Source organism: Streptomyces shenzhenensis (genome assembly GCF_021462265.1).
GTDB classification, from domain to species: Bacteria; Actinomycetota; Actinomycetes; order Streptomycetales; family Streptomycetaceae; genus Streptomyces; species Streptomyces shenzhenensis.
This window is the reverse complement of record NZ_JAJONF010000006.1, coordinates 343,211-361,919: the sequence shown is the minus strand read 5'-3', so window position 1 is coordinate 361,919 and position 18,709 is coordinate 343,211. Positions and strand designations below refer to the sequence as shown.

General features: G+C 71.4%; 19 protein-coding genes. 10 read left to right on the top strand and 9 right to left on the bottom strand.

What is annotated here, in order from left to right; all coding sequences use genetic code 11:
- Positions 1–19 precede the first annotated feature (19 nt).
- Positions 20–1,033: a tryptophan--tRNA ligase gene (gene trpS / locus LQ326_RS11935; protein ID WP_234535451.1), complete on the top strand. Its 1,014-nt coding sequence runs from the start codon at positions 20–22 to the stop codon at positions 1,031–1,033.
- 130 nt (positions 1,034–1,163) lie between these two features.
- Positions 1,164–1,742 carry a 2'-5' RNA ligase family protein gene (locus LQ326_RS11930; protein WP_181802496.1) on the top strand — a complete coding sequence of 193 codons (579 nt, stop codon included), beginning with the start codon at positions 1,164–1,166 and terminating at the stop codon, positions 1,740–1,742.
- A gap of 96 nt (positions 1,743–1,838) precedes the next feature.
- Here LQ326_RS11930 and dprE2 read toward each other — a convergent pair whose 3' ends face one another.
- Together dprE2 and dprE1 are read right to left on the bottom strand one after the other, a co-directional pair.
- Positions 1,839–2,594, bottom strand: coding sequence for a decaprenylphospho-beta-D-erythro-pentofuranosid-2-ulose 2-reductase (gene dprE2, locus LQ326_RS11925; RefSeq protein WP_234535449.1), 756 nt, complete (start codon positions 2,592–2,594; stop codon positions 1,839–1,841).
- 26 nt (positions 2,595–2,620) lie between these two features.
- Positions 2,621–4,012, bottom strand: coding sequence for a decaprenylphosphoryl-beta-D-ribose oxidase (gene dprE1 / locus LQ326_RS11920; protein ID WP_234535447.1), 1,392 nt, complete (start codon positions 4,010–4,012; stop codon positions 2,621–2,623).
- Positions 4,013–4,162: 150 nt separating this feature from the next.
- Between dprE1 and LQ326_RS11915 the strand changes: the two genes are divergently transcribed.
- Genes LQ326_RS11915 through LQ326_RS11900 form a run of 4 tightly spaced genes read left to right on the top strand, consistent with a single transcriptional unit; the run spans position 4,163 to position 6,990 of the window.
- Positions 4,163–4,663, top strand: coding sequence for a phosphatase PAP2 family protein (locus tag LQ326_RS11915; RefSeq protein WP_189265782.1), 501 nt, complete (start codon positions 4,163–4,165; stop codon positions 4,661–4,663).
- A complete protein-coding gene (locus tag LQ326_RS11910) occupies positions 4,656–5,675 on the top strand; it encodes a decaprenyl-phosphate phosphoribosyltransferase (RefSeq protein ID WP_372496814.1) in 1,020 nt (339 codons plus the stop codon). Before LQ326_RS11915 ends, LQ326_RS11910 begins: the two co-directional genes overlap by 8 nt.
- The gene (locus LQ326_RS11905; protein WP_234535445.1) at positions 5,672–6,097 is read left to right on the top strand and encodes a GtrA family protein; all 426 of its coding nucleotides are present in this window, start codon (positions 5,672–5,674) and stop codon (positions 6,095–6,097) included. Before LQ326_RS11910 ends, LQ326_RS11905 begins: the two co-directional genes overlap by 4 nt.
- Positions 6,085–6,990 (top strand): YihY/virulence factor BrkB family protein, encoded by a 906-nt coding sequence (locus tag LQ326_RS11900; protein ID WP_234535443.1) that lies wholly within the window; start codon positions 6,085–6,087, stop codon positions 6,988–6,990. The genes LQ326_RS11905 and LQ326_RS11900 overlap by 13 nt, the downstream gene beginning before the upstream one ends.
- On the opposite strand, the gene LQ326_RS11895 is transcribed toward LQ326_RS11900, so the two are convergent.
- Positions 6,938–8,197 (bottom strand): D-alanyl-D-alanine carboxypeptidase family protein, encoded by a 1,260-nt coding sequence (locus tag LQ326_RS11895; protein WP_234535441.1) that lies wholly within the window; start codon positions 8,195–8,197, stop codon positions 6,938–6,940. The genes LQ326_RS11900 and LQ326_RS11895 overlap by 53 nt on opposite strands.
- Positions 8,198–8,342: 145 nt before the next feature.
- On the opposite strand from LQ326_RS11895, the gene LQ326_RS11890 reads away from it, so the two are divergent.
- The 3 genes from LQ326_RS11890 to LQ326_RS11880 all read left to right on the top strand — a co-directional run bounded on the left by LQ326_RS11890 (position 8,343) and on the right by LQ326_RS11880 (position 11,710).
- Positions 8,343–8,582 carry an SCO4848 family membrane protein gene (locus LQ326_RS11890; protein ID WP_234535439.1) on the top strand — a complete coding sequence of 80 codons (240 nt, stop codon included), beginning with the start codon at positions 8,343–8,345 and terminating at the stop codon, positions 8,580–8,582.
- Positions 8,583–8,615: 33 nt separating this feature from the next.
- Positions 8,616–9,923, top strand: coding sequence for a metallophosphoesterase (locus LQ326_RS11885; protein WP_234535438.1), 1,308 nt, complete (start codon positions 8,616–8,618; stop codon positions 9,921–9,923).
- 233 nt (positions 9,924–10,156) lie between these two features.
- Complete coding sequence (locus LQ326_RS11880) at positions 10,157–11,710, top strand: ABC transporter substrate-binding protein (RefSeq protein ID WP_234535437.1); 1,554 nt, start codon at positions 10,157–10,159, stop codon at positions 11,708–11,710.
- A 92-nt stretch (positions 11,711–11,802) separates the two neighbouring features.
- On the opposite strand, the gene LQ326_RS11875 is transcribed toward LQ326_RS11880, so the two are convergent.
- Together LQ326_RS11875 and LQ326_RS11870 are read right to left on the bottom strand one after the other, a co-directional pair.
- The gene (locus LQ326_RS11875; protein WP_234535436.1) at positions 11,803–13,236 is read right to left on the bottom strand and encodes a sensor histidine kinase; all 1,434 of its coding nucleotides are present in this window, start codon (positions 13,234–13,236) and stop codon (positions 11,803–11,805) included.
- On the bottom strand, positions 13,233–13,922 hold the full coding sequence (locus LQ326_RS11870; RefSeq protein ID WP_234535435.1) for a response regulator transcription factor: 690 nt from the start codon (positions 13,920–13,922) through the stop codon (positions 13,233–13,235). Before LQ326_RS11870 ends, LQ326_RS11875 begins: the two co-directional genes overlap by 4 nt.
- A gap of 177 nt (positions 13,923–14,099) precedes the next feature.
- Between LQ326_RS11870 and LQ326_RS11865 the strand changes: the two genes are divergently transcribed.
- Positions 14,100–16,511: an MMPL family transporter gene (locus tag LQ326_RS11865; protein WP_234535507.1), complete on the top strand. Its 2,412-nt coding sequence runs from the start codon at positions 14,100–14,102 to the stop codon at positions 16,509–16,511.
- Here the strand turns inward: LQ326_RS11865 and LQ326_RS11860 are convergent.
- The 4 genes from LQ326_RS11860 to LQ326_RS11845 all read right to left on the bottom strand — a co-directional run bounded on the left by LQ326_RS11860 (position 16,504) and on the right by LQ326_RS11845 (position 18,672).
- A complete protein-coding gene (locus tag LQ326_RS11860; RefSeq protein ID WP_234535433.1) occupies positions 16,504–17,259 on the bottom strand; it encodes a TetR/AcrR family transcriptional regulator in 756 nt (251 codons plus the stop codon). The genes LQ326_RS11865 and LQ326_RS11860 overlap by 8 nt on opposite strands.
- Before the next feature lie 9 nt (positions 17,260–17,268).
- The gene (locus LQ326_RS11855) at positions 17,269–17,763 is read right to left on the bottom strand and encodes a thiol-disulfide oxidoreductase DCC family protein (protein WP_372496812.1); all 495 of its coding nucleotides are present in this window, start codon (positions 17,761–17,763) and stop codon (positions 17,269–17,271) included.
- Entirely contained in the window at positions 17,760–18,167 is a 408-nt protein-coding gene (locus tag LQ326_RS11850; RefSeq protein ID WP_234535432.1) for a hypothetical protein, read from the bottom strand. The genes LQ326_RS11855 and LQ326_RS11850 overlap by 4 nt, the downstream gene beginning before the upstream one ends.
- Positions 18,168–18,261: 94 nt before the next feature.
- On the bottom strand, positions 18,262–18,672 hold the full coding sequence (locus LQ326_RS11845) for a VOC family protein (RefSeq protein WP_181807210.1): 411 nt from the start codon (positions 18,670–18,672) through the stop codon (positions 18,262–18,264).
- Between the last annotated feature and the right edge of the window lie 37 nt (positions 18,673–18,709).

The following is an 18,709-nucleotide window of genomic DNA, read 5'->3' as shown; positions in this document are numbered from 1 at the left end:
CTCTGAGAGAATGGTGAGCATGGCCTCTGATCGACCCCGCGTGCTCTCCGGCATCCAGCCCACCGCCGGCTCGTTCCACCTGGGCAACTACCTCGGCGCCGTCCGCCAGTGGGTGGCCCTCCAGGAGTCCCACGACGCCTTCTACATGGTCGTCGACCTGCACGCGATCACGGTCCCGCAGGACCCCGCCGACCTGCGCGCCAACACCCGGCTCGCCACCGCCCAGCTGCTCGCGGCGGGCCTGGACCCCGACCGCTGCACCCTCTTCGTGCAGAGCCATGTGCCCGAGCACGCCCAGCTCGCCTGGGTGATGAACTGCCTCACCGGCTTCGGCGAGGCCAGCCGCATGACCCAGTTCAAGGACAAGGCCGCCAGGCAGGGCGCGGAGCGCGCGAGCGTCGGCCTGTTCACCTACCCGATCCTCCAGGTCGCCGACATCCTGCTCTACCAGGCCAACGAGGTGCCGGTCGGCGAGGACCAGCGCCAGCACGTCGAGCTCACCCGAGACCTCGCCGAGCGCTTCAACGGCCGGTTCGGCGAGACCTTCACCATCCCGAAGCCGTACATCCTGAAGGAGACGGCGAAGATCTACGATCTCCAGGACCCGGCGATCAAGATGAGCAAGTCGGCGTCCACGCCGAAGGGCCTCATCAACCTCCTCGACGACCCGAAGGCGACCGCGAAGAAGGTCAAGAGCGCGGTCACCGACACGGACACCGTGATCCGCTACGACGCCGAGAACAAGCCGGGCGTCTCCAACCTGCTCACCATCCACTCCACCCTCACCGGCAAGCCGATCGCCGAGCTGGAGCAGGAGTACGAGGGCAAGATGTACGGCGCGCTCAAGACGGACCTCGCCGAGATCATGGTCGACTTCGTCACCCCGTTCCGCGAGCGGACCCAGCAGTACCTGGACGACCCCGAGACCCTCGACTCGATCCTGGCCAAGGGCGCGGAGAAGGCCCGCGCGGTCGCCGCCGAGACCCTGGCCCACGCTTACGACAGGGTCGGCTTCCTGCCCGCCAAGCACTGAGCGAAGCGAAGCGCTGCACATCACTTCGGCCACGGCTGCCCGGGAGGCGGCCGTGGCCGTACAGTCGATAGTTGGACGGCCGGGTACGAACCCGACATGCCTCCGCCCACCACGACCGACGGGAGATGACGTGGGGACCGTAACGATCGGCGTGTCGATCGCGGTCCCGGAGCCTCACGGCAGCCTGCTCCAGGAGCGGCGCGCGGGCTTCGGCGACGCCGCGGCCCACGGCATCCCCACGCACGTGACCCTGCTGCCGCCGACGGAGGTCGGCGCGGGGGCGCTGGCCGCGGTGGAGGCCCACCTGAGCGAGGTCGCCGCGGTGGGCCGGCCGTTTCCGATGCGGTTGTGCGGTACGGGTACCTTCCGGCCGCTGTCGCCGGTGGTGTACGTCCGGGTGGTCCAGGGCGCGGACGACTGTGCCTGGCTGCAGCGGCGGGTGCGGGACGCGTCCGGGCCGCTCGACCGCGAGCTGCAGTTCCCGTACCACCCGCATGTGACGGTCGCTCACGGGATCGACGAGGCCGCGATGGACCGGGCGTTCGCCGAACTGGCCGACTACGAGGCCGAGTGGTCCTGTATGGGGTTCGCGTTGTACGAGCAGGGCGCGGACGGGGTGTGGCGGAGGTTGCGCGACTATCTCTTCGGGGGCTCTGTTGTTCCACCTCAGGTGGGGCATGCGGAGCGGGGGACTATCGCCAGTCGGTAGCCTGCCGGCCGGTGGGGGTTGATCGCGCCCACGCGGCGGAGCCGCATGTTCGACACAGCCCCGCGCCCCCAAGGGGGCGCGTCCCCGTGGGCGGCATCACATCGGAAGCCGTCGGAACACCGATCGCGGCGCGTGCCGTAGCGCCGACATCACCACCCTCAGCGCCCCCGGCACCCACACCACCTCCGCGCGCCTGCGCAGCCCCACCTCGATGGCCGTCGCCACCGCCTCCGGGGTCGTGGCCATGGGGGCCTCCGGCAGGCCCTGCGTCATCCGTGACCGCACGAACCCCGGCCGTACGACCATCACGTGCACGCCCGTTCCGTGCAGCGCGTCGCCGAGGCCCTGGGCGAAGGCGTCCAGGCCCGCCTTGCTGGAGCCGTAGATGAAGTTGGAGCGGCGGGCGCGTTCCCCGGCGACGGACGACAGGACGACCAGCGAACCGTGGCCCTGCGCCTGCAGGGCCCTCGCGCTGACCAGGCCCGCCGAGACGGCTCCCGTGTAGTTGGTCTGCGCGACGCGCACGGCGCTCACCGGTTCCCGCTCGTCCGTCGCCTGGTCGCCGAGGATGCCGAAGGCGAGCAGGACCAGGTCGACGTCGCCGTCGGCGAAGACCTTGCCGAGGGCCGTCTCGTGGGACTCGGGGTCGAGTGCGTCGAAGGGGACGGTGTGGACGTCGGGACCGAGGGCGCGCAGTTGCGCGGCGGCCTGGTCGAGCGCGGGGGAGGGGCGGCCGGCCAGCCAGACCGTGCGGGTGCGGCGGGCGATCAGCCGGCGCGCGGTGGCCAGCGCGATCTCCGACGTACCGCCGAGGACGAGCAGGGACTGGGGCATTCCGAAGGCGTCCTTCACTGCGACTCCTGAGGGCTGGAGGAGGTCTAGAGACCGAGACGGCGGGACAGGTCGGAGACGAACACCCCGTGCGGGTCCAACTCGGCCCGCAGGGAACGGAATTCGTCGAGGCGTGGGTACATCGCGGTGAGCAGTTCGGGGCGCAGCCGGGCGTCCTTGGCGAGGTAGACGCGGCCGCCGGCGCCCGCGACCTCCTCGTCCAGTTCGTCGAGGAAGGCGCCGAGGCCGGGCAGGGCGGCCGGGATGTCCAGGGCGAGGGTCCAGCCCGGCACGGGGAAGGAGAGCCAGCCGGGGTCGGCGTCGCCGAAGCGTTTGAGCACGGCCAGGAAGGACGGGCAGCGGCGCTCGGAGATCCGGGCCACGATCCGGCGCAGGGCGGCCTCCTGGCCGTGGCCGACGACGAACTGGTACTGGACGAAGCCGGCCCGGCCGTAGACGCGGTTCCAGTGCGGGACGCCGTCCAGGGGGTGGAAGAAGGCGGAGATCCGCTGGAGTTGGCCGGTTCGCGCGCGTGGCGCCTTGCGGTACCAGAGCTCGTTGAAGAGGCCGACGGTGGTGCGGCCCAGGAGACCGCCGGGGACGTGGGCGGGAGCCGGCGGGAGCTCGCGGGGGCGGAAGGCCAGCGGGGCGCGCGCGGCGCGGGTGCGCTTACCGAGCGCCTCCCGGGGCGCGTGGTCGCCGCGCGTGAGCACCGCGCGCCCGGTAGCCGCCCCGCGCGCCAGCAGGTCGATCCAGGCGACCGAGTAGCGGTAGCGGTGGTCGGTGGCGGTCAGCCGGGCCATCAGGTCGTCGAGGTCGGCGGCGCGTTCGCTGTCGACGGACATGTACGACGTCTCGACGGGGAGGAGGCGGACGGTCGCCGTGAGGATCACTCCGGTCAGACCCATGCCGCCGGCCGTCGCGTCGAACAGCGGGGTGGCGCGGCTCACCGTGCGGACCTGGCCGTCTGCGGTGAGGAGTTCGAAGGACAGCACGTGACGGGAGAACGATCCCGAGACATGGTGGTTCTTGCCGTGGATGTCGGCGCCGATCGCGCCGCCCACCGTCACCTGGCGGGTCCCCGGGGTCACCGGGACGAACCAGCCGAGCGGCAGCAGCACCTCCATCAGTCGGTGCAACGAGACCCCCGCGCCGCACAGCACGGTGCCGCCGTCGGCGTCGATGGCGTGGATGCGGTCGAGGCCCGTCATGTCGAGCACGGCACCGCCGGCGTTCTGCGCCGCGTCGCCGTAGGCCCGTCCGAGGCCCCGCGCGATACCGCCGCGCGCACCGCAGTTCCGGATCGCGTCCGCCGCCTCCTGGTAGGTCCGGGGGCGGATCAGACGGGCGGTGGTGGGGGCGGTGCGGCCCCAGCCGGTGACCGGGACGGTGGTCTCGGGCGCGGCGGGACCTGCGGGCCCTTCAGGCTTTCCAGGCATGAGGACGACCGTATCGTCGGCGTATGGGTGTTATGTCAGCTATAGGGGATTGGTTATGGAAGATCACCCGACTCCTCGAAACGGGTGATTATCGGAATGTCGCTCCATATGGTCGTAGCTTTGGCGGAGCGAAGGTGAACAGTGAGTCCAATGGACGACATGGACCACCGGATCCTCTCCGCGCTGCACGCCTGCGGCGCCGATCCACGCGTCGCGTCGGCCGCGCGCGGTCTCTCCCTCGCGGGTGAGCACGGCGCGCTCTGGCTCGCGGCGGGCCTCGCCGGTGCCGCCGTGGACGGCGCGCGGCGCGGTGCCTGGTTGCGCGGCACGGCGCTGGTCGCGGGCGCGCACCTCGGCAGCATGGGCGTCAAACGGGTCGTGCGCCGGGCGCGCCCCGCGCATGTGCGGCCCCGGATGCGCACCGCGGGCCGGCACTCCTTCCCCAGCTCGCACGCCACCTCCGCGACGGCGGCCGCCGTCGCGTTCGGGGCGCTCGGGGTGCCCGCCCTCGCGCCCCTCGCGGCCGCCATGTGCCTGTCCCGGCTGGTCGTCGGGGTGCACTTCCCGACGGACGTGGCGGCGGGTGCGGCCCTGGGGGCGCTCACGGCCCGCGCCGGGGCGCGCTGGATGAGCGGAGGCGGGCGTGACTGAGACCGCGCACGCCGCCGCGCAGGAAGCTGCCGAAGCGAGGCGGCCGGAAGGGGCCGCTGAAACGACTCTGCACGGGCAGCGCGCCCGCGCCGCCCGGCCCTCCGCGCCGCCCCGGGCCGCCGTCACCCTCCCCGGCGTGCTCCGCGGCCTGCTGAAGACCACCCGCCCCAAGCAGTGGGTGAAGAACACCCTCGTCATCGCCGCCCCGGCCGCCGCCGGCCGGCTCTTCTCCCAGCCCGCCCTGCTCCGCCTCAGCCTGGTCTTCGCGCTCTTCACCGCCTGCGCCGCCGCCGTCTACCTGATCAACGACGCCCGGGACGCCGAGGCCGACCGCGCCCACCCCACCAAGTGCCGCCGCCCGGTCGCCGCCGGGCAGGTCCCGGTCCCCGTCGCCTACGCCGTCGGAGGCGTCCTGGCGGTGCTCGGCCCGCTGCTCGCGGCCCGCCTGACCCCGCCCCTCGTCCCCGCCCTCCTGATCGCCTACCTGGGCATGCAACTGGCGTACTGCGTCGTCCTGAAGCACGTCCTGGTCGTCGACCTCGTCGTCGTCACCACCGGCTTCCTGATGCGGGCGATGATCGGCGGGGTCGCCCTCGGCATCCCGCTGTCCCGCTGGTTTCTGATCACCACCGGCTTCGGCGCCCTCTTCATGGTGTCGGCCAAGCGCTACTCCGAGGCCGTGCAGATGGCCGGGAAGGCCGGCGTCACCCGCGCGCTGCTCACCGAGTACACCACCGGCTACCTCCGCTTCGTCTGGCAGCTGGCCGCCGGGGTCGCCGTCCTCGCCTACTGCCTGTGGGCCCTGGAGGGCCACGACGGTCCCGCCGCCGGCCTGCTGCCCTGGCGCCAGCTGTCCATGGTCGCCTTCATCCTGGCGATCCTCCGGTACGCCGTCTTCGCCGACCGCGGCACCGCCGGCGAACCCGAGGAGGTCGTCCTGCGCGACCGCGCCCTTGCCCTGATCGGCCTGGTCTGGCTGGCGATGTACGGCCTCGCGGTGGCCCACTGGTGACCGCGCCCCCGCGCGAGCTGATCGGCTTCGCGGCCGTCGGCCTGCTCGCCTACGCCGCCGACCTCGGCCTGTTCAGCTGGCTGCGCGGCCCGGCCGCCCTCGACCCGCTCACCGCCAAGTCCCTGTCCTTCGTGGCCGGCTGCACGGTCGCCTACCTCGGCAACGCCCGCGGCACCTACCGCCACGCGCGCGCGACGGGTGTGCGCCCCTACGCCGTCTTCGTCGCCGTGAACCTCGCCGGCGCGCTGCTCCAGCTGGTCTGCCTCGCCGTCAGCCACTACGGACTCGGGCTCACCTCGCAGCGTGCCGACACCGTCTCCGGCGCGGTCGTCGGCATGGCGCTTGCCACGATCCTGCGCTTCTGGGGTACCCGGACATTGGTATTCCGAGGAGGGGGCAGAGTCGGATCATGGACTGGCTGAGAAGACTTCCCGTCGTCGGCCCCCTCGTGGGCCGGCTCATGACGACGCACACGTGGCGGTCGTACGAGCGGCTCGACCGGGTGAAGTGGTCCCGGCTGGCCGCCGCCATGACCTTCATCAGCTTCGTCTCGCTCTTCCCGCTGCTGACCGTGGGCGCCGCGATCGGCGCCGCCACGCTGAGCGAGTCACAGCAGAAGAACCTCCAGAGCAAGATCGCCGACCAGGTGCCCGGCATCTCCGACCAGCTGGACATCCACTCCCTGGTCCAGAACGCCGGCACGGTCGGTCTCATCGCCGGTGCCGTCCTGCTGTTCACCGGCATCAACTGGGTCGGCCAGATGCGGGAATGCCTGCGCGCGGTGTGGCAGCTGCCCGACAAGGACGAGAACCCGATCCTCGCCAAGGCCAAGGACGGCGTCATCCTGATCGGCTTCGGCGGCGCGGTGCTGGTGACGCTCGCCGTGTCCACCGTCGCCTCGGCGGCGGTCGGCTGGACGGGCCGCCAGCTCGGCATCGCCGAACACAGCTGGGGCACCTTCCTGCTGCGTGTCGCCGCGTTCCTCGTCGCCGTGGCGGCCGACTTCCTGCTCCTGCTCTACGTCCTCACCCTGCTGCCCGGCGTCGAACCGCCGCGCCGCCGTCTGCTGGTCGCCGCCCTGATCGGCGCGGTCGGCTTCGAACTCCTCAAGCTGCTGCTCAGCGGCTACATCCAGGGCGTCGCCGGAAAGAGCATGTACGGCGCGTTCGGCGTCCCGGTCGCCCTGCTGCTGTGGATCAACTTCACGGCCAGGATCGTCCTCTTCTGCGCCGCGTGGACGGCGGAGGAGTCCACCACCGAGTTCAGGGACGAGTCCGTCGGCGCACCAGATCCGGCAGCGGCCAACGGCGGTTGACCAGGAACGCCGCGGCCGCCAGCAGCACCACCACCCCGCCCGCGACCGCCAGCGCCACCCCGACCCCGCCGGAGCCCTGGGCGGAGGCGGCCGCCACCGGCTTCGCACTCGTGTCGGCCTTGCCGGCGGTGGTGGCCGACGGCGTGGCGCCGGCGCCCACGGCACCCTTGGGCGGCACCAGCTCACCCACCGGAGACACCTTGCCGGCCGCCTGGAAACCCCAGTCGAACAGCTTGGCGGTCTCCTTGTAGACCTCGTTGTGCTCCTTCTTCTCCGGGTTCATCACGGTGACCAGCAGCACCCGGCCGTTCCGCTCGGCGACCCCGGTGAAGGTGGCGCCCGCGTTGGTGGTGTTGCCGTTCTTCACCCCGGCGATGCCCTGGTACACCGGGACGTCGGTGTCACCGCTCAGCAGCCGGTTGGTGTTCTGGATCTCGAAGGAGCCCCGGACCTGGCGCCCCTTGGCGTTCTTCGTGGTGTCACCCGGGAACTCGGCCCGCACGGTCGAGCAGTAATCCCGGAAGTCCTTCTTCTGCAGTCCGGACCGCGCGAACAGCGACAGGTCGTACGCCGAGGAGACCTGCCCCGGCTGGTCGTACCCGTCCGGACTGACCACATGGGTGTCCAGCGCCTGCAACTCGTCCGCGTGGTCCTGCATGTCCCGGACGGTCTGCTCGACCCCGCCGTTCATCGCGGCCAGCACGTGCACGGCGTCGTTGCCGGAGCGCAGGAACACCCCGAGCCAGAGGTCGCGGACCGTGTACGTCTGGCCTTCCTTTATCCCGACCATGCTGGAGCCGGCGCCGATGCCCGCGAGGTCGGCCGGGACCACCCGGTGCGGAGTGGACTTCGGGAACCGGGGCAGCACCGTGTCCGCGAACAGCATCTTCAGGGTGCTCGCCGGGGGCAGCCGCCAGTGCGCGTTGTGCGCGGCGAGCACCTCGCCCGACTCGGCGTCGGAGACGATCCAGGAACGCCCGGTGAGGTCCCCCGGCAGCGCCGGCACCCCGGCGGCCAGGTTCACCTGGGTACCGGGCTGCCCCAGCCGGGTACCGCCCACCGTCGACATGCCCGCCGGGGGAGTGGCCGACGGGGTCGTGGACGGGGTCGGGGCGGCGAGCGCGGCCGGGGCGGCGAACGACAGGGAGAGCAGGGCGGCGGAGGTGACCAGCAGAGCGCGGCCGGCCATCGGTTTCGGTGCGGGCACGGACGAGAACGTACCTGCCGAGGAGGCCGAAGTCCCGTCACCGGCCCCACCCCGGAATCGGAACAGGACAGCGAACGGCGATACTGGGGCCATGCCGTTTCGGCCGGCTGTGCGGGCCCGGCGTGGTGACGAAAGGTCTGTCTCTGTGAAACTCAGCCGTCCGGTCTCCTGGTTCCTGCTCGCGTTCGGGGTGTGGAGCTGGTTCATCTGGATCACTTTCGTCAAAAACCTCGTCAAGGACGGCAGCGGGCTCGCCTTCGACAACGGCCGTCCCACGGCGTACTTCTGGATCCACCTGACACTGGCCGTCGTGTCCTTCGTATTGGGGACGGCCATCGGGGTCATCGGGTTGCGCGGCGTACGCGCACTGCGCCGTACGTCATAGAGACCGCACCGGAACAGGAAGAGGCACCGCAGGGTGATCATCGTCTTCGGGCTCCTCGCCCTGGCCGTGGTGACGGCCCTGTACCGGTACCTCTGGCGCCGCCTGATACGGGACACGACGACGGGCTGGGGCCAGGCCCGCCGGATCGGCACCACCGTGTTCGTCGTCGGCCCGGCGGTGATGTTCGCGGCGCTCTTCGCGGAGGTGGGGCACGCGCCGTTCGTCCTCCAGCGGGCGCTTGCCTGGCCCGGCTTCCTGTGGATGGTGCTCTCGCTGTACCTGCTGCTGGCGGTGGTGGCGGGCGAGGTGGCAAGGCCGTTGCTGGGCCGCCTCCTGGAGCACTCACCGTGGAAGCGCCGCGAACCGGAGCACCCCGAAGGGGACGCGGCGCGGTATGCGAGTCGCGGCTACCCCGGCGTGGGCGCGACCGGCCACGACGACGAGCGACTGGCACCACTGACGGAAGCACCCCTCCGGCAACTCACCCGCACCGAGGATCCCGCGCCTGCTCCCGCCCCCACCCGCCGCCTGTTCGTCTCCCGGGTCGTCGGCGGCGCGGCCGCCACCGCCGCCGTCACCACCGTCGGCCTCGGCACCTACGGCGTACTCCGCGGCCCGAGCGTGAAACGCGTCACAGTCCCCCTCGCCAAACTCCCCCGCGCCGCTCACGGTTACCGCATCGCCGTGGTGAGCGACATCCACCTCGGCCCCATTCTCGGCCGCGGCTTCGCGCAGCGGGTCGTCGACACGATCAACGCCACCCAGCCCGACCTGATCGCGGTCGTCGGCGACCTCGTCGACGGCAGCGTGAAGGACCTCGGCCCCGCCGCCGCCCCCCTGGCCCAGTTGTCCGCCCGCCACGGCAGCTACTTCGTCACCGGAAACCACGAGTACTTCTCCGGTGCCCGGCAGTGGGTCGAAGAGGTCCGCACCCTGGGCCTGCGCCCCCTGGAGAACGCCCGTAGCGAACTGGCGTACTTCGACCTCGCCGGAGTGAACGACCTCGCCGGTGAAAGCACCGGCCAGGGACCGGACTTCGACCGTGCCCTGGCCGGCCGGGACCCGGCCCGCGCCTGCGTGCTCCTCGCCCATCAGCCCGTCCAGGTCCACGAGGCGGTCCGGCACCACGTCGACCTCCAGCTCTCCGGCCACACCCATGGCGGCCAGCTCTGGCCGGGCAACTTCATCGCGGCGGCGGCCAACCCGACCGTCGCCGGCCTGGACCGCTACGGCGACACCCAGCTGTACGTCTCCAGGGGCGCCGGCGCCTGGGGGCCGCCCACCCGGGTGGGCGCCCCGTCCGACATCACGGTCATCGAACTCGCGTCGAAACAGGCCTGACCGAAAACGCCCCCCCGGAGTCCCCCGCGGCCCCGCGCGCCCGCTGTGCAAGAGCTGTGAAATCCGGCGGAAACACGCCCTCGGTAAGTTCTTCCTCATCTAGTCAGATCACTCTTCCCCCACATGAAACACCTGTGGTTAGGTGAGCCGCGTCACTTAGGGGAGTGGCGCGCGGGGAGGGCCTGGGTAGGGCCCGGAACGGACCCGCGCTGGTCCTGGGGAGGGCACCGACCATGCGATCTGTTCGCATGCGGATTCTCGCGACACTCGTCGTTCTGGCGGTCGTGGGGATCGGTGGCTGGCAGCTGCTGCCGTCGCAGAACAAGAACAAGACGATCACCGTCGGCACGACCGACGCCGTCACCTCGCTCGATCCGGCCGGCGCCTACGACGCCGGGTCCTGGGCGTTGTTCAACAACGTCTTCCAGACACTGCTCACCTTCGCGCCCGGCGGTGCCCAGCCGATCCCGGACGCGGCGAAGAGCTGTCACTTCACGGACTCCGGACTGCGGACGTACCGCTGCGTGGTGCGCGACGGGATCACCTTCCCGAGCGGCCGGGCGATGACCGCCGAAGACGTGAAGTACTCCTTCGACCGGGTCAAGAAGATCAACTCCGATGTCGGCCCGGCCCCCCTGCTCTCGACCCTCGGCTCGGTGACCGTCTCCGGCAGGACCGTCACCTTCCACCTCTCGTCCCCGGACGCGACGTTCCCGTTCAAGCTGGCCACCGGTGCCGGCGCGATCGTCGACCGGGACAAGTACCCGGCGGACGGCCTGCGCAGCGGCGACTCGGTGGACGGCACCGGCCCGTACACCCTGACGTCGTACACGAAGGACAAGCAGGCGACGCTGGCGCCCAACAGCCACTACGAGGGCGAGCTGAGCGGCACCGGCCGCCCCGTCGAGCTGCGTTACTACGCCGACTCGGCCAAGCTCGCCAGTGCGTACAAGGCCAAGCAGGTCGACGTGGCGACCCGGACGCTGCCGCCCGGCATGGTGTCGAAGCTGTCGCCGAGCGACCCCGACCAGCGCGTCCTGGAGTCGGACAGCTCCGAGACCCGCAACCTGTACCTGAACACCCGTAAGAACTCGCCCCTGCACGACGTGCTGGTCCGCCGGGCCCTGGCCTGGCTGGTCAACCGCGAGAACCTGGCCGCGTCCGTGTACGACGGCACGGTGCAGCCGCTCTACTCGCTGATCCCGAGCGGCCTCACCGGCCACACCACGTCCTTCTTCGACACCTACCCGACCCAGAGCGTCGCCAAGGCGAAGGCACTCCTGGAACAGGCCGGTGTCAGCACCCCCGTCGAGTTCACCTTCGGCTACGGCATCGGCCACGGCGCGGGAGCCGAGGAGGCCGCCGCGCTGAAGAAGCAGCTGGAGGCGGGCGGCCTGTTCAAGGTCGACGTCAAGGGGTACGAGTGGACCGACTTCCAGAAGTCCTGGGCCCGGGGAAAGATGGACGCCTGGGCGGTCGGCTGGGTCGCCGACTATCCCGACCCGGACACCTTCGGCGCCTCCCTGGTCGGCAGCGACTCCGTGATGAGCACCGGCTACAGCAACAAGGCCGTCGACAGGCTTCTCCAGGACAGCCAGCAGTACGCCGACCGCAGCCGGGCCGAGCAGTCCTTCCGCACCGTTCAGGCGGACGTGGCGGAGGACGTCCCGCTGATCCCGCTGTGGCAGCGCACGGACTACGTCCTCAGCAGCGAGGACGTGGGCGGCGCCCAGTACCTCACGGACAGCACGGGCGTCTTCCGCCTGTGGAGCCTGAACTGGATCTGACCGGCGGGCACCCGGCGACCACCCCATGACGCGGGCGGGCGCCGGGTGGGGAGCAGACATGCGGCGAGACGGGCCGGGCCCGCACCCGGAACTCAGGCACAGCGCAACGTGACCGTCACCGCCAGCCCCTCCCCAGGTGAGGTCCGCACACCGACCTCACCCCCGTGCGCCTCCACCACCCCCTGCACGATCGCCATCCCCAGCCCGCTCCCCTCCGCACTCCCCACCCGGAAGAACCGGTCGAAGATCCGCCCCGCGTCCTCCTCCCCGAGCCCCGGCCCCTCGTCGGCCACCCACACCCGCACCATTCCGTCGGCCCGCTCCACGCCCAACCGCACGGCCGCCTCCACCGGAGTATGCGTACGGACGTTGGCCAGCAGATTCCCCAGCACCTGCCGCAACCCCGACTCGTCGCCCCGCACCAGCACCGCCCCGTCGGCCGCCACGGTCACCGGCCGCCCCGGCTGCTGCGCCCGCAGGTCCTCGGCCGCGTCCCGCACCAGCCGGCTCATGTCGACGTTGCGGAACCGGATCTCCGGCCGCTGGTCGAGCCGGGCGAGCAGCAGCAGCTCGTCCACCAGCCGGCCCATCCGGTCCACTTCGCCCTGCATCCGGTCCCAGGCCCGCCGCCGTTCCCCGGGCTCGCACAGCATCCCCTTGTCGTACAGCTGGAGATAGCCGCGGATGGCGGCGAGCGGCGTGCGCAGTTCGTGCGAGGCGTCGGCGACGAACCGGCGCAGCTGGGCGGCGCTGTGCTCACGGGTCCGGTACGCCGTCTCCACCTGGTGCAGCATCGCGTTGAGGGCCAGCCGCAGCTGCTCGACCTCCTCCGTCGGATGCTGACTGGAGGGCACCCGCCGGGTCAGGTCGCCCTCGGCGATCGCCGACGACGTCTCCACCATGTCCTCCAGCGGCCGCAGCCGTTGCCGCACGCTGTACATGGTGAGGCAGCCCAGCAGCACGAGCAGCGACGAGCCGACCGCGAGGTCGAGCTTGAGCGCCTTGGCTATGCCCTTGTGCAGCAGCTCGGTGGAGGTGGCCAGCAGGATGTAGGGGCCGTCGGCGAGCCGGGTCGCCGTCACCCGGTAGGACGCGCCGTGCACGTCGATGTCGCGGGGGTCGGGCGCCGCGGCGAGGGCGCGCGGGTCGGACACGGCGGCGGCGAGGGAGCGCTGGGCCTCGGTCGGCTTCATGTCGAAGGCGGTGATCGCGGCGCCCTTGGTGTCGATGACCGCGAAGATCGAGTCCGGTGTCGGGTCGGACTCGGCGGGGGTGAGCCGGTCACGGATCACGCCGAGCGCGCTCAGCGAGTCGAACTGCCGCAGGGTCAGCCCCGAACTCCCCAGTGACGTACGCATCTTGAGCAGCTCGGAGTCCACCTGGTCGAGGAGGTACAGCCGCATGCCCATGATGCTCACGGTGGTCGCCACCACGATGCCGACGGCCAGCAGCCCGGCGTTGGCCAGGGTGAGTTTGCCGCGCAGTGAGCGCAGGCCGTGCCGGTGGCGGCGCTTGCCGAGGCTCATGTCAGGCCGTATCCGACGCCCCGCCGGGTGGTGATCACCGGCGCTCCCAGGGCGTCGAGCTTGCGCCGCAGGTAGCTGATGTAGGTCTCCACGACGGTCGACTCGGACGGTATGTGCTCGTACTGCCAGACGTGCCTGAGCAGTTGTTCCTTCGGCACGATCCGGCCGCCGTTGCGCACCAGGAAGCGCAGCAGCGCGTACTCGGTCGGGGTCAGCTCGACCGTGCGGCCGGCGCGGTGCACCGAGTACGTCGTCTCGTCCAGCTCCAGGTCGCCGTAGCGCAGCGGCGGACGCTGCTGGATGACGTCCGCCGGGCGGGTGCGGCGCAGCACGGCGCCGATCCGGGCGACGACCTCGTCGATGTTGAACGGCTTGGTGATGTAGTCGTCGCCGTAGCCGAGCGCCCCGACTATCTCCGCCGGGGCGTCCCGCGCGGTGAGGAACACCAGGGCCAGGTCCGGGCGGCGGGCACGCAGCTCGCGGCCGAGGGCGCGGCCGTCGCCGTCCGGCAGCATCACGTCGAGCAGGGCCGCGTCCGGCCGGGTGCGCTCGGCCAGCGCGAGGGCGTCCCGGACCGTACCGGCCGTCATCACCTCGAACCGGTGGTAGCGCAGGGCGATGGCGAGGACGTCCGCGATGCTGGGCTCGTCCTCCACGATCAGCACGGTGCTGCCTGGAGCCGTCATGCCCCCAGTATCGGTGCCGCCACCGACAGCCGGGGGCGCGCAGCTTTGGAGTTCCTTGAGAGTCATGCGCGCCCGGTGTCCCGGCACGCGGCCCGCTGCCGATGCTGTTACCCAGGACCTGGGGGGACCAACCGACCGAAGTGATCTACGAGCAAGGAGCTGTTGAGCGTGACGGCATTGGCACGGTGGTGCTATCGGCACCGGCTGGTGGTCCTGTTGCTGTGGGTGGGGGCACTCGTCGGCGTGGGCTTCTCGGCCTCGGCGGCGGGCACGAACTACGCGAACGTGTTCTCCCTCCCCGACACGGACTCCAAGACGGCGTACGACCTGATGGAGAAGGCCTTCCCGACCACCTCCGGTGACACGGACACGGTGGTGTGGAAGGCCGACAGCGGTTCGGTCAGGGACAAGGCGGTCCAGGACCGGATCGGGCCGGCCCTGGACGAGATCGCGAAGCTGCCCGGTGTGGGCGCGGTCACCAGCCCCTACGCGGGCGCCCGGGGAGCGGCGCAGATCAGCAAGGACGGCACGATCGCCTACGCCCAGCTCACCTTCACCAAGCGCGCGAACGAAATCCCCAAGGAGCAGGTGCAGAAGGTCCTCGACACCGCGCGGGCCGCCGAACGCCCCGGCCTTCAGGTCGAGGTGGGCGGCCAGGCCATCCAGCGTGTCCAGGAGCCGCCGCAGGGCCTGTCCGAGATGGTCGGCATCGTCGCGGCGGCCCTCGTGCTGTTCCTCGCCTTCGGCTCGTTCTTCGCGATGACCCTGCCCATCGCGATCGCGGTCTTCGGCGTCGGCATGGGCCTGTTCTCCACCCAGCTGCTCAGCCACACCACCGACATCCCCGACATCGCGCCGCTGCTCGCCTCCCTGATCGGCCTCGGCGTCGGCATCGACTACGCCCTGTTCATCGTCACCCGGCACCGGCGCGGCATCCTGCGCGGCCTGGACCCCGAGGAGTCGGCGGTCACCGCCCTCAACACCTCGGGCCGCGCGGTGCTGTTCGCGGGCGGCACGGTCTGCATCGCGCTGGCCGGCATGCTGGTCACGAGGCTGCGTTTCCTGGACGGCGTGGTCATCGGCACCTCTCTCACGGTCGTCCTCAGCGTCCTGGCGGCCACCACCCTGCTCCCCGCCCTGCTCGGCTTCCTCGGCCCGCGCGTCCTCAGCCGCCGCCAGCGCCGCCGGCTGGCCGCCGAGGGCCCCGAGCCGGAGAAGGCGAGCGGTCTCGCGGCCCGCTGGTCGGCGAACGTCGAGAAGCGCCCCCGCCGCATCGCGCTGCTGGCCGTGGTGGTCATGGCGGTCCTGGCCATCCCCGTCCTCTCCCTGCGCCTCGGCGCCACCGACCAGGGCAACGACGACGCCTCCACGACCACCAGGAAGGCCTACGACCTGCTCGCCGAGGGCTTCGGCCCCGGCTTCAACGGCCCCCTCCAGGTGGTGAGCGCGGGCGGCGACACGGCGAAGCTGGTCCAGGGCCTGCAGTCGACCCGGGGCATCGCCCAGGTGGCGGAGCTGCCCCCGTCCCGGGGTGTCACGGTCATCCAGGTGGTGCCGACCACCTCCCCCCAGTCCAAGGCGACGGACGACCTCATCGACACGATCCGTGACCGGGTCATCCCGAAGGCCGGTGCGGAGGCCCACGTGGGCGGCGTGACGGCGGTCTCCAAGGACTTCGCCTCCGTCACCGGCGACCGCCTGCCCCTCTTCATCGGGACGATCATCACCCTGGGCTTCCTGCTGCTCCTGGTCGCCTTCCGCTCCCTGGTCGTCCCGCTGACGGCCGCCCTGATGAACCTGATCGCGGCGGCCGCCTCCTTCGGTGTCCTCGTGGCGGTCTTCCAGTGGGGCTGGGGCCTGGACCTGCTGGGCCTCGGCAAGGAGGGCCCGATCAACGCGTTCCTCCCGGTCATCATGCTCTCCCTGCTCTTCGGCCTCTCCATGGACTACCAGGTCTTCCTGGTGAGCCGCATGCACGAGGAGTGGGTGCACACCAAGGACAACGCGCGGGCGGTCCGGGTCGGCCTCGCGGAGACCAGCCGCGTCATCAACAGCGCGGCCCTGATCATGGTCTGCGTCTTCCTGGCTTTCGTCCTCAGCGGCGACTCGGGCGCGGCGATGGCGGGCGTGGGCCTGGCGGCGGCGGTCGCCCTGGACGCCTTCATCCTCCGTACGGCCCTGGTCCCGGCGGCGATGCACCTGCTGGGCAGGTCCAACTGGTGGCTGCCGGCCTGGCTCGACAAGCGGCTCCCGCACCTCGCGGTGGAGCCGGGGGAGGAGGACCCGGCTCCGCACCCGACCGCTCCCGGCGGTCCGGCCACGGCGATCCACGGCTTCGTCCGGACGGCCGACGGCGACCCCGTGGAGGACGCGTCCGTGACCCTCATGTCCAAGGGCGGCCGCCAACTGGACCGGGTGACCTCCCTGGCGGACGGCTCCTACATCCTCTCCGTCCCGGCGCCCGGCACCTACCTGCTGGCGGTGACCTCGGCGTCGTTCGGCTCGCGGGCCCGGCACGTGACGGTGGCCGGGGGGCCGCTGGTGTACGACGTGGAGCTCACCGGGGACGAGGTGGACGCCGTCAGCTAGCCGAGCCGCTGGAGCCCCTGGTCCTGGCCGAAGGGTCCGGCAGGACCCGGGTCATCCCCGGCAGGAAGTCCGTGAACAGTTCGTGGACCTCCAGGACCAGGGGCCGCAGCACCCGGAACCGCGCGAGGGAGACGCCTCGCGCGGTCAGCCGGGCTCCCCGTTCGGCGAGCCGGTAGCTGCGCTCGCGGCCCTCGGTACGGTCGAAGATCCAGTACAGGACGAGGCCCATCTGGGAGAGCCACATCAGCTCGGGGAGCACGTCCCGCAGTTCGGGGGCGACTTTGGTCTTCGCCCCCGCCAGCACCTCTCGATGCACACTGATCGCCTCCTCGCGCGCGTGCTCGCTCTGCGGGGAGAAGGGGCTGAGGGGGCTGTCGGGGTCGGCGGCGTTCTTGAAGAAGTGGATCGCGAACTCGTGGTACGGCCGGGCGATGTCCAGCCACACCTTGAGCACGCCCGCGAGCCGCGCCTCCAGGTCGGTCTCCTTGTCCAGGACCTCGCGCACCGCCACCCGGTGCTCGGCGGCGAGCTGGTCGTAGAAGCCCTGGATCAGGTGTTCCTTGCCGGCGAAGTAGTAGTACGCGTTGCCGACGGAGACCCCGGCCTCCGTGGCGATGGCCCGCATCGTGGTCTTCTCGTAGCCGCGTTCCCGGAACAGGCGCATCGCCGTCTCCAGGATCAGCGCGCGGGTCTGCTCGGACTTGCTCTGGGCACCGGCCTCGACGGGACCGTCGTTCTTCGCGGACACGGACAGAGCCTAACGAGTGGCGCAGGCGCCGCCGTCACAGCCCGGAGGGTCGTAGAACCACCCGAGACCCGGGTCGTAGGACCATCCGTCCTCGCGCCGGTAGGCCTTCCCGCCCCACTGCGCGCCCCGCCACCTGGCGGCGGCGAGCACCGCGCCCCGGGCCAGCCGGGCCCCGGCCGGTGTGCTCAGCCGGTGGGCCAGCGGCCGCTGCTCCCGCAGCGCCCACAGCACGACGATCCAGGCGGCGGTGTCCCGGTAGACCTGCCCCGCGTCGCCCACCACGGTGACCTCGTCGAGGGTGGCCGAGTGGTCGAGGTCCGGGAAGCGCCGCCGGGCCTCTTCCGAACCCGCCGGGACCAGGTCCAGCGGCACCAGCTGCGGCTGGCGCCCGAGCCAGTCGCGCAGGAACGAGCAGAGACTGCACTCGGCGTCGTAGAGGACGGTGAGCCCGTGGACCGGGACGCGCGGGGCGTCCCGGTCGACGGTCGCGGTCACGGCGCTCACGCCCCGGCCGCCGGTGCGGTCCAGCCCTGCGGGGGGACCGGCGGAAGCTGTTCCTTCTCCATGATCCCGCGGCGCCGTATCCGGTTGAGCACGTAGACGTTGCCCAGGTGCATCACACCGAGCACCAGCAGCACGACCCCGAGCTTGGCGGACAGCGCCTCGAAGATGCCCCGGGTGTCGTCGACGGTGTCGCTGGTGTGCAGGTAGAGCGCGACGAAGCCCAGGTTGACCAGGTAGAAGCCGACGACCAGAAGGTGGTTGACGGCGTCGGCGAGCTGCTCGTTGCCGTGCAGGACGTCGGAGAGGAAGATCCGTCCGTTGCGGCTGAGCGTGCGGGCCACCCAGATGGTCAGACCGATGCTGATGACCAGGTAGATGACGTAGGCGATGACCGTGCGGTCCATGCCCCACCCCTTCTTGAACGCGTTCAAAACGCTGACAGGGATGACTGTAGACCTGCTTTTGAACACGTTCAACTCCGTTGGGGAGTGACCCCGTTCACGCTCGCCGCGCCAGTTCCGGCCGCTTGCCGTAGTCGGTGAAGCCGATGATGTTCCCCCAGGGGTCGGCGACCTCGACGGTCCAGCCGGTGGCCACGGAGAACGGCTCGTCGAGCACCGCGATCCCGGCCTCCTTGAGCCGCCGGGCCGTGCCCCGCGCGTCCGGCACCTCCAGCCACACGCGCGGCGACGCCCACACCGCCGGCCGGTGCCCCAGCCCCTCCTCGGCCCGCAGCAGGATCCCGGGCGTCTCGCCCCCGACCTTCAACAGGGCGATCCCGCCCTCGTCGAACCGGAACCCGACCGTGAACCCGGCCCGCTCGTAGAAGGCGACGGCGTCCGCGAGCCTCCCGACGGGCATCACCACGTTGTCGAACCCGAGCAGTTCGTAGGACTCGTCATCTGACATGTCGTCAGGTTAGATGCCGCGCTCGCGGGTCCACGGG

Excerpts from the sequence above, each read along its gene's own strand:
- LQ326_RS11875 (WP_234535436.1), bottom strand. The coding sequence starts at position 13,236 with ATGAGCCTCGGCAAGCGCCGCCACCGGCACGGCCTGCGCTCACTGCGC.
- LQ326_RS11915 (WP_189265782.1), top strand. The coding sequence starts at position 4,163 with ATGGACGACATGGACCACCGGATCCTCTCCGCGCTGCACGCCTGCGGC.
- dprE1 (WP_234535447.1), bottom strand. The coding sequence starts at position 4,012 with ATGCCTGGAAAGCCTGAAGGGCCCGCAGGTCCCGCCGCGCCCGAGACC.
- trpS (WP_234535451.1), top strand. The coding sequence starts at position 20 with ATGGCCTCTGATCGACCCCGCGTGCTCTCCGGCATCCAGCCCACCGCC.
- LQ326_RS11870 (WP_234535435.1), bottom strand. The coding sequence starts at position 13,922 with ATGACGGCTCCAGGCAGCACCGTGCTGATCGTGGAGGACGAGCCCAGC.
- LQ326_RS11845 (WP_181807210.1), bottom strand. The coding sequence starts at position 18,672 with ATGTCAGATGACGAGTCCTACGAACTGCTCGGGTTCGACAACGTGGTG.
- LQ326_RS11880 (WP_234535437.1), top strand. The coding sequence starts at position 10,157 with ATGCGATCTGTTCGCATGCGGATTCTCGCGACACTCGTCGTTCTGGCG.
- LQ326_RS11900 (WP_234535443.1), top strand. The coding sequence starts at position 6,085 with ATGGACTGGCTGAGAAGACTTCCCGTCGTCGGCCCCCTCGTGGGCCGG.
- LQ326_RS11850 (WP_234535432.1), bottom strand. The coding sequence starts at position 18,167 with ATGGACCGCACGGTCATCGCCTACGTCATCTACCTGGTCATCAGCATC.